General features: G+C 71.7%; 18 protein-coding genes. 9 read left to right on the top strand and 9 right to left on the bottom strand.

The features are described 5' to 3' along the window. Positions 1-82: 82 nt before the first annotated feature. Positions 83-505 (bottom strand): hypothetical protein, encoded by a 423-nt coding sequence (locus tag ACIP89_RS12295; protein ID WP_402114671.1) that lies wholly within the window; start codon positions 503-505, stop codon positions 83-85. Positions 506-546: 41 nt separating this feature from the next. Between ACIP89_RS12295 and ACIP89_RS12300 the strand changes: the two genes are divergently transcribed. Further along, positions 547-966, top strand: a complete 420-nt coding sequence (locus tag ACIP89_RS12300) for a hypothetical protein (protein ID WP_402114673.1) — start codon at positions 547-549, stop codon at positions 964-966. Positions 967-1,209: 243 nt separating this feature from the next. Here the strand turns inward: ACIP89_RS12300 and ACIP89_RS12305 are convergent, their stop codons facing one another. Next, positions 1,210-1,473, bottom strand: a complete 264-nt coding sequence (locus tag ACIP89_RS12305) for a hypothetical protein (protein WP_401920164.1) — start codon at positions 1,471-1,473, stop codon at positions 1,210-1,212. Between the two features lie 293 nt (positions 1,474-1,766). Here ACIP89_RS12305 and ACIP89_RS12310 point away from each other — a divergent pair, with 293 nt between their 5' ends. The 5 genes from ACIP89_RS12310 (at position 1,767) to ACIP89_RS12330 (ending at position 8,497) form a co-directional block, all read left to right on the top strand. After that, positions 1,767-3,113, top strand: a complete 1,347-nt coding sequence (locus ACIP89_RS12310; protein ID WP_402115199.1) for a molybdopterin-dependent oxidoreductase — start codon at positions 1,767-1,769, stop codon at positions 3,111-3,113. Beyond that, the gene (locus ACIP89_RS12315; protein WP_402114675.1) at positions 3,110-3,616 is read left to right on the top strand and encodes a hypothetical protein; all 507 of its coding nucleotides are present in this window, start codon (positions 3,110-3,112) and stop codon (positions 3,614-3,616) included. Before ACIP89_RS12310 ends, ACIP89_RS12315 begins: the two co-directional genes overlap by 4 nt. A 388-nt stretch (positions 3,617-4,004) precedes the next feature. Beyond that, on the top strand, positions 4,005-4,991 hold the full coding sequence (locus ACIP89_RS12320) for an alpha/beta fold hydrolase (RefSeq protein WP_402114678.1): 987 nt from the start codon (positions 4,005-4,007) through the stop codon (positions 4,989-4,991). A 654-nt stretch (positions 4,992-5,645) separates the two neighbouring features. Then, positions 5,646-6,626, top strand: coding sequence for a terpene synthase family protein (locus ACIP89_RS12325; protein WP_401920175.1), 981 nt, complete (start codon positions 5,646-5,648; stop codon positions 6,624-6,626). A 302-nt stretch (positions 6,627-6,928) separates the two neighbouring features. Then, entirely contained in the window at positions 6,929-8,497 is a 1,569-nt protein-coding gene (locus tag ACIP89_RS12330) for a carboxylesterase/lipase family protein (RefSeq protein WP_402114681.1), read from the top strand. Between the two features lie 9 nt (positions 8,498-8,506). Here the strand turns inward: ACIP89_RS12330 and ACIP89_RS12335 are convergent, their stop codons facing one another. Beyond that, on the bottom strand, positions 8,507-8,632 hold the full coding sequence (locus ACIP89_RS12335; protein WP_402114684.1) for a hypothetical protein: 126 nt from the start codon (positions 8,630-8,632) through the stop codon (positions 8,507-8,509). Positions 8,633-9,141: 509 nt separating this feature from the next. On the opposite strand from ACIP89_RS12335, the gene ACIP89_RS12340 reads away from it, so the two are divergent. Then, positions 9,142-9,573, top strand: coding sequence for an STAS domain-containing protein (locus tag ACIP89_RS12340; protein WP_401920181.1), 432 nt, complete (start codon positions 9,142-9,144; stop codon positions 9,571-9,573). 64 nt (positions 9,574-9,637) lie between these two features. Here the strand turns inward: ACIP89_RS12340 and ACIP89_RS12345 are convergent, their stop codons facing one another. Next, complete coding sequence (locus ACIP89_RS12345; RefSeq protein WP_018102550.1) at positions 9,638-9,853, bottom strand: EF-hand domain-containing protein; 216 nt, start codon at positions 9,851-9,853, stop codon at positions 9,638-9,640. A 145-nt stretch (positions 9,854-9,998) separates the two neighbouring features. Between ACIP89_RS12345 and ACIP89_RS12350 the strand changes: the two genes are divergently transcribed. Next, the gene (locus tag ACIP89_RS12350) at positions 9,999-10,637 is read left to right on the top strand and encodes a GNAT family N-acetyltransferase (protein WP_402114687.1); all 639 of its coding nucleotides are present in this window, start codon (positions 9,999-10,001) and stop codon (positions 10,635-10,637) included. 135 nt (positions 10,638-10,772) lie between these two features. Here the strand turns inward: ACIP89_RS12350 and ACIP89_RS12355 are convergent, their stop codons facing one another. The 5 genes from ACIP89_RS12355 to ACIP89_RS12375 form a co-directional block, all read right to left on the bottom strand. Then, positions 10,773-11,960, bottom strand: a complete 1,188-nt coding sequence (locus tag ACIP89_RS12355; protein WP_402114689.1) for a hypothetical protein — start codon at positions 11,958-11,960, stop codon at positions 10,773-10,775. Continuing rightward, complete coding sequence (locus ACIP89_RS12360) at positions 11,960-12,766, bottom strand: polysaccharide deacetylase family protein (RefSeq protein WP_401920190.1); 807 nt, start codon at positions 12,764-12,766, stop codon at positions 11,960-11,962. The genes ACIP89_RS12355 and ACIP89_RS12360 overlap by 1 nt, the downstream gene beginning before the upstream one ends. 411 nt (positions 12,767-13,177) lie before the next feature. After that, the gene (locus ACIP89_RS12365; RefSeq protein ID WP_401928065.1) at positions 13,178-13,693 is read right to left on the bottom strand and encodes an ATP-binding protein; all 516 of its coding nucleotides are present in this window, start codon (positions 13,691-13,693) and stop codon (positions 13,178-13,180) included. 251 nt (positions 13,694-13,944) lie between these two features. Continuing rightward, the gene (locus ACIP89_RS12370; RefSeq protein WP_401928062.1) at positions 13,945-14,712 is read right to left on the bottom strand and encodes an enoyl-CoA hydratase/isomerase family protein; all 768 of its coding nucleotides are present in this window, start codon (positions 14,710-14,712) and stop codon (positions 13,945-13,947) included. 103 nt (positions 14,713-14,815) lie between these two features. Continuing rightward, positions 14,816-15,250, bottom strand: a complete 435-nt coding sequence (locus ACIP89_RS12375; RefSeq protein WP_401920197.1) for a cold-shock protein — start codon at positions 15,248-15,250, stop codon at positions 14,816-14,818. Positions 15,251-15,518: 268 nt separating this feature from the next. Here ACIP89_RS12375 and ACIP89_RS12380 point away from each other — a divergent pair, with 268 nt between their 5' ends. Beyond that, positions 15,519-16,367: a metallophosphoesterase family protein gene (locus ACIP89_RS12380; RefSeq protein ID WP_402114692.1), complete on the top strand. Its 849-nt coding sequence runs from the start codon at positions 15,519-15,521 to the stop codon at positions 16,365-16,367. Positions 16,368-16,389: the final 22 nt, after the last annotated feature.

Genomic DNA, 16,389 nt, shown 5'->3' on the forward strand with positions numbered 1-16,389 from the left:
AGGCGGCACCCCGGCTGAAGAAGCGCCCCGACAAGCTGACCGGGAAGCGGGAGCGGACCGCGATCTACGGCACCGGGAAGCGCTATCGAGTGAAGGGGCTTCCCGGCATCCAGGACCGGTCGTTCCACACCAGCGAGGACGCGAAGCAGTGGCTCGCCGGCGCCAGGACGGACTCCAGCCGTGGTGAGTTCGTCGATCCCCGCAAGGGCGAGATACTTGTCGCCGACTGCATCGCCGAGTGCTGGTGGGCGAGCCGCTCCGACGAACCCTCGACGGCGGACCCGATGCGCAGCCGCATCCGGAACCACATCATCCCGTTGGTGGGCGACCACGCCCTGCGTGAGATCGACGCGTCCGCTCTACGGGCCTTCAAGGCAGCACTGCTCACGAGGGTCGAAGAGTCGACGGCAGAGCTGATCTGGGGACAGCTGTCCTCGATCTTCGGCAGCGCCGTCGACGACCAGCGTCTGCTGCGCAACCCGATGAAGGCGAAGAACAGCGTCAAGCCCCCACGAGCAATCGACAGCAAGGCCAAGGCGTGGTCACGTGAGGTCGTCGACGCCGTCCGCGCGGAGTTGCAAGGACCACTACCAGATCGCGGTCGATCTCGGCATCGGCCTCGGGCTGCGCCAAGGCGAAGCGTTCGGTCTCGCCGAAGAGGACTTCGACTTCACGACTGGAGTCGTCCACATCCGCCGCCAGCTCAGGTGGGACATCAAAGGCCGCCCCTACTTCTCGCTCCCCAAGGGGCGCAAGACCCGCGAGGTCCCCCTGCCGGCCAACCTCGTCCTCCGGGCCCGAGCTCACTTCCGCCGGTTCCCGTCGACTTCCTGCACGTTGCCCTGGCGGAACCCGGAGACCCCCACCACCGCGCTCGAAGAGCGCCAGCGGAAGCCGATCACGGTCGAACTGATCCTCACCTCGTCGCAGGGCCATCTACTACTGAAGTCCCCGAGAAGTCCCTGATGGCATGCAGGGCAGCTCATCTACCCCCGAACATGCAGGTCAAAGGCATAGTGCGACAAGGTACGGACATGTTCGTCAAGTACAAGGAGACCGCCCGGGGCGGGCTCGCGGTGAACATCATCGAGTGCTGAGAGGCGGCCGCCGGACGACTGCCGGCCCTGCGGCTCCGACGGCCGGGGTGCCGACGGGAGAACGAGCGAGGGCCCGCCCCGCGGTGGGACGGGCCCTGCACGGTGCGGGAGATCAGCCCCGGCTGAGGTACTCGGCGTAGAAGCTGCCGCCCTCGGCCTCCAGCTCCGCCTTGTGCTGCTTGCCCCACGTGATGCCGTACGGGCCACCGACGTTGAAGAACTCGGTGTTCTCACGCGAAGCGTCGAACTCGTAGTAGTTGGCCCCGATCTTGCCGGCCTCCTCGCCGCCTCCGCCGCCATAGGCGGCGGCCGGGGCGGCGGCCATGAATCCTGCTGCGGCAACGGTGGCCAGCGTGATTGCGATACGGCGAACCATGGGTCACTCCTTTTGCGGTACATCGCGGATAGTGCGGGTGATTCATCATGAACCGGGCGGAGCGCCGAACGGGTCAGGCACGCCAAGCCAGCCCCGGAAGTTGCACCGAATGGATTCCCCCGTTGCCCCAACTGCCAGCATGCGCCCCTGAATACGCTCGGCGCACGCCTGGTAGACGAGCGCGCCAGGAGTAATGCCGCGTCCCTGACGAGCCGGACGCTATGGTCCACTTTCTGACATTTGTCTCACGTCGTGTCCGATTCACGAGGGGCGTCATGGAAGACGGACAGCCGATGGCCCCGGACCGGACCGGTTCGACCCTCCGGCGACCGGCGGAACACCGGTCCGCGCTCTCCGGTCTGCTGCGGGACGGACCGCCGGCCGGGCCGACCCGGCGGGGTTTCTGGCGCAGCCCGTTGCGCGGTCCCTGGCTGACGTCCGTGCTCGGCGCGGTCCTGCTGGTGGGCATCACGGTGATGTTCGTAACGGGACTGCTCTCGTACGCCGCGTACAACCCCGGTCTCGGCGCCAACGACAGGACTCCGGACCGGGGGTGGCTGGGCTTCTACCTGTTCTCATGGCCCACCCACCCGTACTGGCTCTACCGGCTCACCCAGGGCGTCCACGTCACGCTCGGGATCGTGCTGATCCCGGTGCTGCTCGCAAAGCTGTGGTCGGTGGCCCCCAAGCTGTTCGCTTGGCCGCCGGTCAGGTCGGCCGGCCACGCGCTGGAGCGGCTCTCGCTGCTGCTGCTCGTGGGCGGTGTGCTGTTCGAGTTCGCCACCGGGGTGCTCAACATCCAGCTGGACTACGTCTTCCCCGGCTCGTTCTACCCGCTGCACTTCTACGGTGCCTGGGTCTTCATCGGCGCCTTCGTCGTCCACATCGCCTTCCGCATCCCCCTCATGGTCCGGATGCTGCGGAGCGGCGGCCTCCGCGAGGAGCTGCGGAGCCCGGCGAGCGCGGACCGGAAGGACCCGGCGGACCCCACGGAGCTGGTGACCCCGCGCCCCGCCGCCCCCACCATGTCGCGCCGGGGGGCGCTGGGGATGGTCGGGGCCGGCTCGCTGGTGCTGCTCGTGGTGACGGCGGGGCAGAGCATCGGGGGCGTCCTGCGGTCCACCGCGCTGCTCGCGCCGCGCGGACAGGACCCCGGGCCCGGCCCCAACGGATTCCAGATCAACAAGACCGCGGCGAGCGTGGGAATCAGGGCGCGGGACGTGGGCCCCGGCTGGCGGCTCGTCGTACGGGGGCCCGGCCGGGAGCGGGTCTTCACCCGCGCCCAGGTACTGGCGATGCCGCAGTACACGGCGGCGCTGCCCATCGCGTGCGTGGAGGGCTGGTCCACGGAGGACCAGGAGTGGAGCGGGGTGCGGCTCGCGGATCTGGCGACACTCGCCGGCTTCACGGGCGCGGCACCCGGCGTGTTCGTCCAGTCCGCCCAGCGGACGGGGTCGTTCCGTTTCACCACACTGCGCGGCAACCAGGTCCGTGATCCGCGTTCCCTGCTGGCCCTGCGGGTCAACGGGGCCGAGCTGTCCCCCGACCACGGCTACCCGGCGCGGGTCATCGTCCCGGCCAACCCGGGCGTGCACAACACCAAGTGGGTCACCCGGCTGACCTTCGGGGAGCACCCGTGAACCGGTTCCGCACCCTGTACGGGGCCTCGCCGCTGCACCTGCTGCTGGTCCTCTGCTCGTTCGCCCTCACCGGCTACGCCGGAGTGCGGCTGCTCGGCGGCGCCGAGCCCTGGAAGGTCGTCATCTGGTTCATCGGCGCCGCGTTCCTGCACGATCTGGTGCTGCTGCCGCTGTACACGGTGACCGACCGGGCCGCCCAGACCGTCCTGGGCGAGCGCCGGGAGCCCTCGGCGGCCGGTGGGGCCGGCCGGCCGGTCCAGGGATGGATCAACCACGTCCGGGTTCCGGTCTTCCTCTCCGGACTGCTGCTGCTGACGTACTTCCCGCTGATCCTGGGCCGGGTGAGCCGGCGCTACACGCTGTACACCACGCTCTCGGCCGATGTGTTCCTCGGGCGCTGGCTGATCATCACGGCCGTCCTGTTCGCCCTGTCCGCCGTGGCCCTGCTGATCCGGATGAGCCGCTCCCGCACTCGGGGGCCGGGCACCGGCACACCGTCGTGAGCCCTCACCCGGCGAGGCCGGAACCGCTCGCCAGGGACTGCTCCACGTCGGCCGTCGGCGCGGACGACACCGACGCGTGCGGAGCCACGCGCGCCCGAACGCCTGGCGGGGTCGGCCGCCTCATCGCGCAGCAGGCCCCGGAGAACTCGCGGACGCGGTGCTGGAGTTCACCGCACGGGTCGACGACGAGCAGGCCTGAACCCCGGAATCCCGGAGCCGTCCCGCGCCCCGGACGCGCGTTTGCCGGAGCGGCAACACGACTCGCGGGCGGCCCGGCCCCCGTCGCATGATCGTGTCCGGTGCCGTCGGGCGGCCGCCGGGCGGTACGGGTCCGGGGGCGCGGCTGTGAACGGCCCGCACCACACCGAACCAGAGCCGCGGAGGATCCATGTCGCACCAGCCCGCCCCGTCCCCGGAGCCCACCCACCGCACCGTCCCCTCGCCGGCCGGGCGCGTCCACCTGGTCGAGCAGGGCACCGGACCGCTGGTGCTGCTGCTGCACGGATTCCCGGAGTCCTGGTACTCCTGGCGCCACCAGTTGCCCGCACTGGCCGCCGCCGGGTACCGGGCGGTCGCCATCGACGTCCGCGGCTACGGGCGGTCCTCCCGGCCCGAGGACGTCGCCGCGTACCGGATGGCCGCGCTCGTCGAGGACAACGCCGCCGTGGTGCACGCGCTCGGGGAGTCGAGCGCGGTGCTGGTCGGCCACGACTGGGGCGCCACGATCGCCGCGAACTCCGCGCTGATCAGGCCCGACGTCTTCCGCGCGGTGGGACTGCTGAGCGTCCCGTACACCCCGCGCGGCGGTCCGCGCCCCAGCGAGATCTTCGCGGGGATGGGCGGGGACCAGGAGTTCTACGTCTCCCGGTTCCAGGAGCCCGGCCGGGCGGAGAGCGAGATCGAGCCGGACGTCCGGGGCTGGCTCGCGGGCTTCTACGCGGCGTTCTCCGCCGACACCATGCCCGAGCCGGACGCCCCGGACCCGCACTTCGCCGGACCCGGCGGGACGCTGCGCGAACGCTTCCCCGACCGGCGGCCCGGCTGGCTCGGTGGCGCCGACCTCGACTTCTACGCGGGCGAGTTCGAGCGGACCGGAATGAGCGGGGCGCTCAACCGCTACCGGAACATGGACCGGGACTGGGAGGACCTCGCGGAGTTCGACGGTGCGCCCATCACCCAGCCGTCCCTCTTCCTGGGCGGCTCCCTGGACGCCTCCACCACCTGGCTGGCCGATGCCGTCGCGGCCTATCCCACGACCCTGCCCGGCCTGGTCTCCTCGCACCTCCTGGACGGCTGCGGCCACTGGATCCAGCAGGAGCGCCCCCAGGAGGTCAACCGGATCCTGACGGGCTGGCTCGCCTCGCTGCCCGCCTGAACCGGCTCTACGGTGAGAGGGGCCCGGCGAGCCGGACCGGGCCCCTCGGACCGACCGGACGCACAACCGCAGCCCACCACCCCGCCACACCCAGGAGTTCCCCAACTGCTCATAACTGAGCAGGCGTTCACGGCCAACACACATTTTCAGTCACCAGCGGCTTCCCTCCCCCGCATACTGGGAGTTCACTGGTCGTGACGAGTGGTGATGCAATCGCCGTGCACGTCAGGCGGTCCGCTGCCATGAACCCACAGGGCCCGGCTCCGATGCCCACGCCCCGGCGGAGGAAAGAGGACAGCGATGACAGCCGCCCCTCCCGCGACGCACCCCCGACGGGATCCGGCCGTCCGGCCCGGTCGCGCCGTTTCACACAGTGCTTCGCGGCATCCTCGCACCGACCAACCGTCCGGCCGCTGATCCGCGGCCGCGGCGGTCCGCCGCGGCCGGTTCCACGGCCGCACCGCCCCTACCCCGGCCCGGTGCGGACACCGCCCCCGACGGCACGGCCCCGGCCGAAGCGCCGATCGGCAAGGCCACGTCCACCGCTCGCCGCTCCGGCCGTGCGTGCGCGGTTGATTCCGCGCCTGCCCCTTCCATGTCCGTATCGTTTCGACGAGGTGCACAATGAGCAAGATCGCGCTTCCAGAATTTCACATGCCGTTCGAAAGTGCGGGATGCAATCCCGGGGTCGAGAAAACCAAGCAGGCCGCCTGGGAATGGGCCGATTCCAGCAATCTCGTCCTGTCACCGGTGGCTCACAAGAAAATGCTCCGGACCCGCCCGGAGCTCTGGATCTCCCTGATTTTCCCCCAGGCCGCACAGAAACACCTCGACCTGTTCTGCCAGTGGCTCTTCTGGGCCTTCCTCGTCGACGACGAGTTCGACGACGGCCCGGCCGGCCGCGACCCCGGGCTGTGCGAGTCGGCGATCACCCATCTGGTGGACGTGCTCGACGGTGCCCGCGCACCGGTCGGCCCCATGGAGCACGCCCTCGGCGAACTGTTAGTCCGGACCTGCGCGGACCGGCCCGCGCACTGGGTGCGGCAGTTCCGCAGGGACACCGCCGCGTGGCTGTGGACGTACTACGCGGAGGCGGTCGACCGGGCGGCGGGCCATGTACCGAGCACCGCGGATTTCGTGAAGCACCGGCGTGACTCGGTGGCCATGCAGCCGTTCCTCGACCTGCACGAGATCGCTGCCGGAATCGATCTCCCGGAATCCGCCCGGAGCCTTCCCGCCTATATCGCGCTGCGCAATGCGGTGACCGACCACTCGGGCCTCTGCAACGACATCTGCTCCTACGAGAAGGAGGCCCTTCTCGGATATGAGCACAACACGGTCCGGCTGCTCCAGCGGGATCGCGGATGCACGCTCCAGGAGGCCGCCGACGAGGCCGGAATCCTGCTGGCCCGTATCGCGGACCGCGTGCAGCGGGCCGAGAAGGAACTCGAAGAGGAGATGGAAGCCGCCGGAATCGAGGGCCTCCCGCGAGCCGCCCTTGAGCGCTGCGTCCAGGACTACCGGGGGCTCGTACGGGGTGACTTCGACTACCACGCGCGGGCGGAGCGGTACACCCGCCCCGACCTCCTGGAGATCGACGAACAGGACTCCCTCTCCCGGAACTTCGCAGCCTGACGGGGTGCCCGGCAGGGCCCGGCGCCCCTGCCGGGTTCTGCCCCCGACGGCTCCCGGCCCCGGAAAGGGGGAACACAGCAGCGATTTCCGGACATTCACCGTCCCGATCCGTTCTCCGGCCCCGGCCGGCCCGCCCGTGACCGGAAACACGCGTCGGCGGGGGCGGCCGCTGTCCGGCGCCGCCGCCCCCCGAATGGCCGACCGCCCTCTGCCGTGATGTGCTGGTACGTACGCCCGATGCCAGGCGGCGGTTCCGATGACCCGAACTCGCCTGCCGTACCGCAGAAGGGCTGGAGGCATCCATGACTGCCGCACCTCCTCCGAACTCCGGACCCGCGTCCGAGCCCGGATTCGCGTCCGCGTCCGCCCGGGAGCCCGCGCACGAGGCCGCCTCCGGCGCCGGCCCCGCCGGCCGGAGCGCCCCGCACGCGGAGACGGTCCAGGGCACCGTCCGGGGCGCCTACGAACAGGGGGTCGCCGTCTTCCGGGGCATCCCGTACGCGGCGGCGCCGGTGGGCCCGCACCGGTTCCGGGCACCGGCACCGGCGGAACCCTGGGACGGGATACGGGAGGCGGTGGCCTTCGGTCCGACGGCGCCCAAGCGGCCGTACGCCCCGCCGCTGGACCGGCTGCTGCCCGACCCGGAGGTGGACGGCGACGACTGCCTCAACCTCAACGTGTGGACCCCGTCGCCGCTTCGCTCCGGACTGCCCGTCCTCGTCTGGATCCACGGCGGCTCGCTGCTGCACGGCTCGTCCGCCGTACCGCTGTACGACGGAGCCGCCTTCGCCCGCGACGGTGTGGTCCTCGTGTCGCTCAACTACCGTCTCGGCATCGAGGGGTTCGGGGTCTTCCCGGACGCGCCCGCCAACCGGGGGCTGCTCGACCAGCTCGCGGCGCTCGGCTGGGTGCGGGACAACATCGCGGCGTTCGGCGGCGATCCGGACCTGGTGACGGTGTGCGGCGAGTCGGCGGGGGCCATCAGCATCGCCGCACTGCTCGCCGCCCCACGGTCCCGGGGGCTGTTCCGGCGTGCGGTGCTGCAGAGCGGGGCCCCGTCCGCGCTCCCCGTGGACAAGGCCCGCCGCACCACCGAGCTGATCGCGAAACGGCTGGGGACGGCGGCGACGGCACGGGCCCTGGCCGTCGCGGACCCCGCCGCGCTGCTGGCGGCGCAGACGGCCGTGACGAGCGGCGGCTCCCCGCTGACCGGCGGGAACTCCTTCCGGATCGTGGTGGACGGCGAGCTCTTGCCCCGCGATCCGGCCGAGGCCCTGTGGGACGGCGCCGCCTCGGGCGTCGATCTGCTGATGGGCTCCAACACCGAGGAGTACCGGCTCTGGTTCGTACCCCGCGGGCTCACCGAGCGGCTCTCGCGCACGAGACTCCGGCTGGCCCTGCTGAAGTTCCGGGTGCCGGGCGCCACGGCCCGTACCTACCGGGCGAACCGGCCGGAGGCCACCCCCGGCGAACTGCTCGGCGCCCTCGCCACCGACCTGCTGCTGCGCGTGCCGCTGAACCGGCTGGCCGACGCCCGGGTGGGTGCCGCCGGCTCGACCCACCTCTACGAGTTCGGCTGGCCGTCCCCCGTCCAGCGGCTCGGCGCCTGCCACGGGCTGGAGGTCGGGTTCGTCTTCGACAACCTGGACCGGCCGGACGCGGTGCTGCTCGCGGGCCGGGACGCGCCCCGGGAGCTGGCCGACGCGATGCACGCGGCGTGGGTACGGTTCGCGGTCTGCGGTGATCCGGGCTGGCCCGGCTGGGACGCCTCGCGGCCGGTGATGCTCTTCGGACCCGGCGCGCCCGGGACGGCGCTCGCCCCGCGCGACGACGAGCTGCGCGGCTGGGCGCCCTACCGCGGCCGGCGCTGAGCACGGCGGTCAGCGGGTGCTGGGCCGGTCCGTGCCGTCCGCGGCGTCCGGTCCGTCCGCCTCCGCGTCGGCCTGCTTGGCCTGGACATCGGGGTCGGGGACCGTCGAGCGGTACGGGCCGGGTACGACGGTCACCACCACTGACCCGACCACGACGGCCGCCGGCGCGAACAGTTCGGCGCGCCCGGCGGTGGGCGGCCGCCGGGTCTGACGCCGGCCTCCGGCGCGTGGCCGGCGCCAGTGCGCTCACGACGGCAACCAGCGCCGGTCTGGCCGGCGGGGTGCGCCCGCAGGCCGAGGTGAGGACGGCATCGGGAGGCAGCGGGCGCAGGGCGCCGCGGGTGCCGGTCACCGCGGGGGCCGCCGTGCCGAGTACGGCCGCCGGTGGCCGGCGGCGGGCGGATGCGGGCACGAGTGGGGGGAAGCACCACCCACCCCTCCCTGAACGACAACCACACAGACGGGCCCGCGACGTCCACCGCACCATCGAACATTCACCCGGAAGGACGCATTACGGCAGGCGCGAACGTTTCTGCATCCCCACCCGGCGCGAGCGTCGGGTTAGGTTCACCGACTGTCACCTCACTGACAGTCACCCAGGCCCCGGGTGCCTCCGCGGATTCGGCGCTGCGAGGAGAGGCATCATGACCGAGAGGCTGTCCCCCACGGCATCCCCCACCCTGGTCCCCCTGCCCGAGCCGTGCGGCCACGTGTACCGCAGGAACGGCCGGACGGTGGTGGCGCTGCGCGACGAGATCGACATCGCGACCGCGACGCTCATCGCGCCGGCCCTGGACGGCGCCACCGCTGACGGGTCGCCGCATGTGGTGGTCGACCTGACCGAGGTGAGTTTCCTCGACTGCTCGGGGCTGACGCTGCTGTGCCGGGCCCGGCGGCGGGCGCTGGACCGGGACGGGCGGTTCTGGCTCGTCTGCGACTGCCCGCGGATTCTGCGGCTGCTGCGGGCGGGCCGGCTGCACGACCTGTTCCGCCCGGTGGCGACGCCGGACGACGCCTTCGGCGTGCGGGAGGCACCGGAACCGCAGGACGGTGGGACCGGCGCGTCCGGGCCGTGAGCGGGGCCGCCCCCGCTCCACCCGGCCCCCGGCCCGCCGGCCGGGGGTCAAGGGCGGGCCGGCGTCAGCCCTTGTTCTGCGCGGCCCAGAACTCGTCGAAGGTGAGCAGCCCGTCACCGTTCGCGTCGTGGGAGTTGATCACGGCCTGCGCGACCGGCTCGGTGACGTAGGGGTCCCCCAGCTGGGCCATGACGCTCTTGTACTCGGCAGCCGAAATCAGCCCGTCGCCGTTCAGGTCGTACCGCTCGAACGCCTTGCGCGCCGACTCGATGTCCGCCACTGTTCCACCCCTTCGTAATGCCTATATGACGGAGGTCAGATTAACGGGCGGGACGGATGGCGATCGCCGCGGCCGGTCGTCGATCATGGGTGGGACCGTCCGCCGCCCGGCGGACGGCGGTCCGGGACGGGGAGAGCACGGCGCGATGACCGAGGCACTGGCGGGGATTCTGGCAGCGGCGGCGCAGGGGCGGTTCCCGCCGCCGAACGGGTCCACGACGGTGGTGCGGCAGCCGAACGCGCGGGACGCCGGGGTGCTCGCGTTCACCGCGCACTCGGTGGTGTTCACGGACGAGGACCCGCGCTGGGTGCGGGCTGCCCTGGCCGGCACCCCCGGTGACGCGCTCGCCGCGACGATGAACCCGCACTTCCTCGGCGCGCTGACGGCCCGCACCGGCCGGCACATGAACACGATCGACCTGCTCACGGTGGCGCCCGCGCTGCCGGGCGCTCCGGAGCTGGAACTGCTGGAGATCCGGGACCCCGGACACCCCCGGGTGGCACGGGCGATGAGCTTCCGCGAGGAGGTGCGGGTCTGGCGGACGGAGGGCGGGGTGCTGGTCCTCGGGCGCGGGGTCGCGGGGCGCTGGGAGGCGGCGATCGAGGTGGCGGAGGAGGCGCGCGGGCGGCGGCTCGGCGAGCGGCTGGCGCGGGCGGCCCGGCAGCTGGTGCCGGGCCCGGTGGTGTGGGCGCAGCAGTCGCCGGGGAACGCCCGCAGTGTGCGGACGTTCCAGGCGGCGGGCTACCGGCCGGTGGGCTCGGAGGCGCTGCTGGTCAAGGGGTGAGCCACGGTGAGCCACCAGGGCTCCCCCAGGCCCCGCGCGACCCGCGCGCCCTAGACCACCCAGACCACCCGCGTGCCCCAAACCACCCGCGCGACCGGGCGACCCGCGCCACCCAAACCACCCGCGCGACCCGCCTCAGCGGAAGACGCCGGTGTGGCCGAGCGAGTAGCGCCCCGGCTGCGGGTAGACGGCGAGGCCGTGCGGTCCGCTGCCGACCGGAATCCGGGCGAGCTGCTTGCCGCTGGTGGTGTCGATCGCGTACACCTCCGCGTTGTAGCGTCCGGTCAGCCAGAGGACCTTGCCGTCGGCGGAGACGCCGCCCATGTCGGGGCTGCCGCCGCCCGGCAGATGCCACTTCTTCGCCAGCTTCCTCCGTGCGAAGTCGAAGACGGAGACGGAACCCTCGCCCCGGTTGGAGATGTACATCTCCTTGGCGTCGCGGCTGACGTAGAGCCCGTGGCAGCCCTTGCCGGTGGGCAGCAGCTTCGGGGTGGTGAACTCCTTCCCGTCCAGCACCCACATGCCGTTCGCCACCATGTCCGCGATGTAGAACGTGCTTCCGTCGGGCGACAGCTTCACGTCCTGCGGCATGGCGCCCTTGAACGGCAGCTTCTGCTGGCCCACCACCTTCATCCGGGCCGTGTCGACCTTGAGGAGTTCGCCGGAGAACTCGCAGGAGACGATGAAGTACCGGCCGTCCGCCGAGAAGTCCGCGTGGTTCACCCCCGCGCAGCTGACCGGGACGGCCTTGGCCGTCTTCATGGTGTGCGCGTCGCGGAAGACCAGCTGACGGTCCATCGAGGCCATCACGATGGCGTACTTGCCGTTCGGCGTGAAGTAGAGGTTGTACGGATCGGAGACGTCGACCGTCTTCCCCGCCTCGCCGGTCGCCGGGTCGATCGCGGTGAGGCTGTCGCCGACATCGTTGTTGACCCAGAGGGTCTTGAGGTCCCAGGACGGGACGACGTGCTGCGGCTGCCGGCCGACCGGGATGGTCTTGATGACCTTGTACGTGGCGGGGTCGATCACCGTCACCGTGTTGGAGTTGGTGTTGGGGACGTACACCCGGGACGGGAAGCCCTTGACGGCCGGTGACAGCTTTCCGGCGGCGTCGGCCGCGTACACGTTCGCGGGATCGAGCACCGGGGGCATCCCGGCCAGTCCGGGCGGCGCGGGCGGGGTGACGTGCTCGGCTCTGGCGGGTGCGGCGGCCTCGGTCGCGGTGCCGGCGGCCGGCTTCGCGGCGGGGGTGCCGCAGCCGGTGAGTGCGGCGAGCAGGACGCCCCCGAGCAGGGCCGCGGTGCGCGTGGTGGAGGGATGCATCAGGTCAACAGCTCCGTGGTCGTCACCGCACGCAGTCGGCGGCGGTCGAGTTCGGTGAGAAGGAGGGGCAGCGCGGCGACCGTGTCCGCGTAGCCGAAGTGCATGCTCACCACCGATCCGTTGCGGATCTCACCGGCCACCTTGCGGGTGACGGCCGCGGCGCCGGGCGAGGTGAAGTCGAGGGAGTCCACGTCGTAGGAGAGGACGTGCGGGTAGCCCGCGCGGACGGCGAGCCGCTGGACGAGCGGGGTGGCGAACTGGGTGCGCGAGGGCCGGAACCAGGTGCCGATGGAGCCGGTGAGCCGTCGCAGCCGCTGGGCGCAGCCGGTGATCTCCGCGTACGCCCGCGCCTCGTCCATCGAGGAGATGTCGATATGCCGCTGGGTGTGGTTGCCGAGGTCGTGGCCGCCGTCGAGGATCCGGCGGGCCATCTCGGGGTGTTCGTCGAGCCAGCCGCCGACCGCGAGGACGGTGACCCGCGCTCCGGCCCGTTCGGCCTCCGCCAGCACGGTCCTGGCGATGGCGGGGTCGCCCTGGCCGTGGAAGGTGAGGGCGACGCGGGCGCGGTCGCGGGGGCCGTGGCCGATCTGCACCGGCTGCCCGGGGAAGCGGCGCGGGGCGGGTGCGGGGGCGTGCGCTCCGGCGGAGGCGGCCGGTTTCCTCGGTGCCGGGTGGGTGAGGGTCTCCGCCCCGGTGCCGGCTGTCTCCCGGTTCCCGCAACCGGCGGCGAGGCCCGCGGCGAGGGCGGCCCCGGCTCCCGCGCGCAGGGCGCCGCGGCGGTGCACCGGCGTGTCGGAGATGTTCATGTGCAGAACATTAAGTGCGCAATGTCGGGAAAATAACAATTGAGCCTTTTAGTCGCTTCAAACGGTCACGCGGATGCGCGCGACCGACGCCCGCGGCGATCATTGAATCACTCACCAAGCTCCGGCAGCACTCATGGATTTCCAGGCGAGTGACCCAGCACACCTAGGATTCTTCGAAAGAATCACCTAGGTTGTATAGCTATGGGTGATTTGCGGCTTTGGCGATGTAGTCGCCCGTCTGCCATAGTCGGTGACACGACCCGCACTGACCCGGGCCGGGTCGTCATAAGCGGCCGTGGACACACCCCCCATGTCACGGCCCCCACACAGCAGCCCCCGCAGCGCCGCACCACGGCCGAACCGGGGGCTTCTGTGTGTCAGCAGCCCGAGCGGCCTGCCGCCCGGGGGCCGTCAGCGGTCGGAGATCCGCATCTCGAACCAGGTGATCTTGCCGCGCGGCAGCAGATCCACACCCCACCGGTCGGAGAGCTTGTCGACGAGGAAGAGGCCCCGCCCGCTGATATCCATCGCCTGTACGGGCATGAGGCAGGGCAGTCCGCGCGAGGGGTCGCGCACCTCGATCCTGATCCAGCCGCGGCGGCGCAGCATTCGCAGCCCGAAGACCCTGGCACCGGTGTGCCGCACCGCGTTGCCGACGAGTTCGGAGACGAGCAGCACGGCGTACTCGCCGGTCTGCGGGGAGAGCGCCCACTGCCGCAGCACCACACAGGAGGTGAGCCGGCGGGCGGTGGCCGCGGATTCCGGGCGGGAGGGCAGCCGGACCTCGTCCTCCGTCGGGTTCCCGAACAACTCCAGCGCCTTGAACGCCTGTTCGTCCTCCACGGCCGGCATCCTCCGTGCCGCTGCCGCGCCGCTGCGCTGTCGCGGCTGCTCCACACCCTCCAGGCCCGCCATGGACACCATCATGGCCGCACGGCGGACACTCCGGGGCCGTTCCGAGGGAATCCCCACCCCGGAATCAGCGATTCCGCAGGGACCTGCTGGCATATGCCACGGGCAGAACGCCCCCATTCGCGCCCCCGCTGACCTGCGCGAACGCCGCATCCGAGCGGGTTTACCGGCACTGAGGGAGCGCTGAGCCTTAAGGTTGCCTTAAGGCTCAGCTAATCCGCCCGCACGGATGAACGCGCCGTGATCTGTTCCCAACTGGCGTTCGGTCAGAGGAATTTGGCCTTGCCCGGTCCTTCGTCCACGAAGCTGCGCATACCGCGCTCCCGGTCCTCCGTGGCGAAGAGTCCGGCGAACCAGGTTCGTTCGATCGTGAGACCCGTGTCGATGTCCGTCTCCAGTCCGGCGTCCACCGCCTCCTTGGCGGCGCGCAGCGCGAGGGCGGGGCCCTTCGCCAGCTTCGCGGCCCAGGCGTGCGCGTGCTCGTACACCTCGGCGGCCGGTACGACCCGGTCCACCAGACCCATGGCCAGCGCCTCTTCGGCCTTCACATGGCGGCCGGTGAAGATCAGGTCCTTGGCCTTCGCGGGGCCCACCAGACGGGCCAGCCGCTGGGTGCCGCCGGCCCCCGGGATCAGTCCGAGCATGATCTCCGGCTGCCCGAGCTTGGCGTTGTCCCCGGCGATCCGGAAGTCGGCGCAGAGGGCCAGCTCGCAGCCGCCTCCGAGCGCGTAGCCGGTGACGGCCGCGACGACGGGCTTGGGGATCCTGGCCACCGCGGTGAAGGACTCCTGCAGCGCCTTGGACCGGACCACCATCGCCGGGTGGTCCATCACCTGCATCTCCTTGATGTCCGCGCCCGCCGCGAACACCTTCTCGCCGCCGTAGAGCACCACGGCGCGCACGTCGTCGCGCCCGGAGGCCTCCTCCGCCAGCTCGCGCAGCCGGTCCTGGGTGGCGATGTCCAGAGCGTTCATCGGCGGACGGTCCAGCCGGATCGTGCCGACGCCGCCGCTTACTTCGAGGGTTACGGTCATGGGAGGCAGGTTAGACCCCGCCCCCCACGTGCCGGCCGGTCGGCACCGGCGCCCGGCCGGGGGCCGGTGCCGTTGGTCGCAGACCCCAGCCCCCGGCCGGCTCTCAGCCCTCGACCCAGCCGTGCTGCTTGGCGAACTGCAGCAAGCCCTGGCGTGCCTGGAGGATGTGCGCCGCGGTGAGACCGGGCGCCGCCTCCAGCAGCACCTCCGTCACCTCCCGCACGTACTCCCGTGAGTTGAGCACATCGCACAGCACGTCGTCGCCGTCCGCGACCTGCCTGGCAGCGGAATCGGAGCGCCCATGGAAACCGGCGGCCGGGGCCGCGTTGCCGCTGCCGGGGGCGAGCTGCACCGCGGACGCCTTCAGCCCCCGGTCGCCCTGCTCGATCTCGAACCCCACCAGCAGACCGGGCCTGAGGGAGGCCTCGGGGATACGGAGGTCGTTCACATGCAGGAAGACGTCCTCGCCCCCGTGATCGGGAGCGATGAACCCATAACCCTTGACGCCGTCGAACCGCACCACACGACCGGTGACCATCAGAACCAACCTCTCAACGAAACCCCGGGACACCCCTGCCGCAGCGGCCGGGCCCGGACCTCGTACACCACTCCGGACCCGCCCCGCGACTGCCTGCGCACCACTGTGCCAGGAGTCGTGGCCCGGCAGCCACCGCTTCGCGGCGGATCACGGGCGCCACCCGCCGAACGCCGGACCCGCGCGGGCCCTCAGGTATACGATTCCGGAATTCCGGTCTCCACAGTGAAGCCGCACGTCACGTCAGCACGGACTGGAAGGACTGGCCTCGGTGTCCCACGGAAAGCTGCTCGCGCTCAGCGACCAGCACATCGCCCATCCGGAGAACCGGCGCATCACGGAATCGCTCCGGCCGGAGTCCGACGAGGACTGGCTGCTCGTCGCCGGGGACGTCGGCGAGAAGTTCGAGGACATCGCCTGGGCGCTGGAACTGCTCTCGAAACGGTTCAGCAAGGTCATCTGGACCCCCGGAAACCACGAGTTGTGGACCCACCCCTCCGACCCCGTCACCCTGCGCGGCGTCGCCCGCTACCAGGCCCTGGTCGAGGTGTGCCGGAGCCTCGGGGTACTGACCCCGGAGGACCCGTACCCGGTCTGGCACGGCGGGGAGGAACCCGTCACGGTCGCCCCGCTGTTCGTGCTGTACGACTACTCCTTCTTCGCGCCCGGGACCGGCACCAAGGAGGAATCCCTGCGGGTGGCCCACGAGTCGGGGGTGGTGTGCACCGACGAGTTCCTGCTCCACCCCGACCCGTACCCCTCGCGTGACGCCTGGTGCCGGGCCCGGGTAGCCCTCACCGAGGAGCGGCTCGCGGCCGTCGACCCCCGGTACGGCACGGTGCTGGTCAACCACTATCCGCTGGTGCGGGACCCCACGCTGGTGCTGCGCCACCCCGAGTTCGCCCAGTGGTGCGGCACCACGCTGACCGCCGACTGGCACCTGCGCTTCCGGGCGGTCGCCGCCGTCTACGGCCACCTCCACATCCCCCGGGTGACCTGGCACGACGGGGTCCGCTTCGAGGAGGTGTCGATCGGATACCCGCGGGAGTGGCGTCCCCGGCCGGCCCGCACCCCGCTGCGCCAGATCCTGCCCCCGCCCGCGTCGCCCCGGGCGGAGTGACCCGAGCCGCACGCATGACGCC

The sequence above is a fragment of the Streptomyces sp. NPDC088730 genome (assembly GCF_044751215.1).
Lineage (GTDB): Bacteria > Actinomycetota > Actinomycetes > Streptomycetales > Streptomycetaceae > Streptomyces.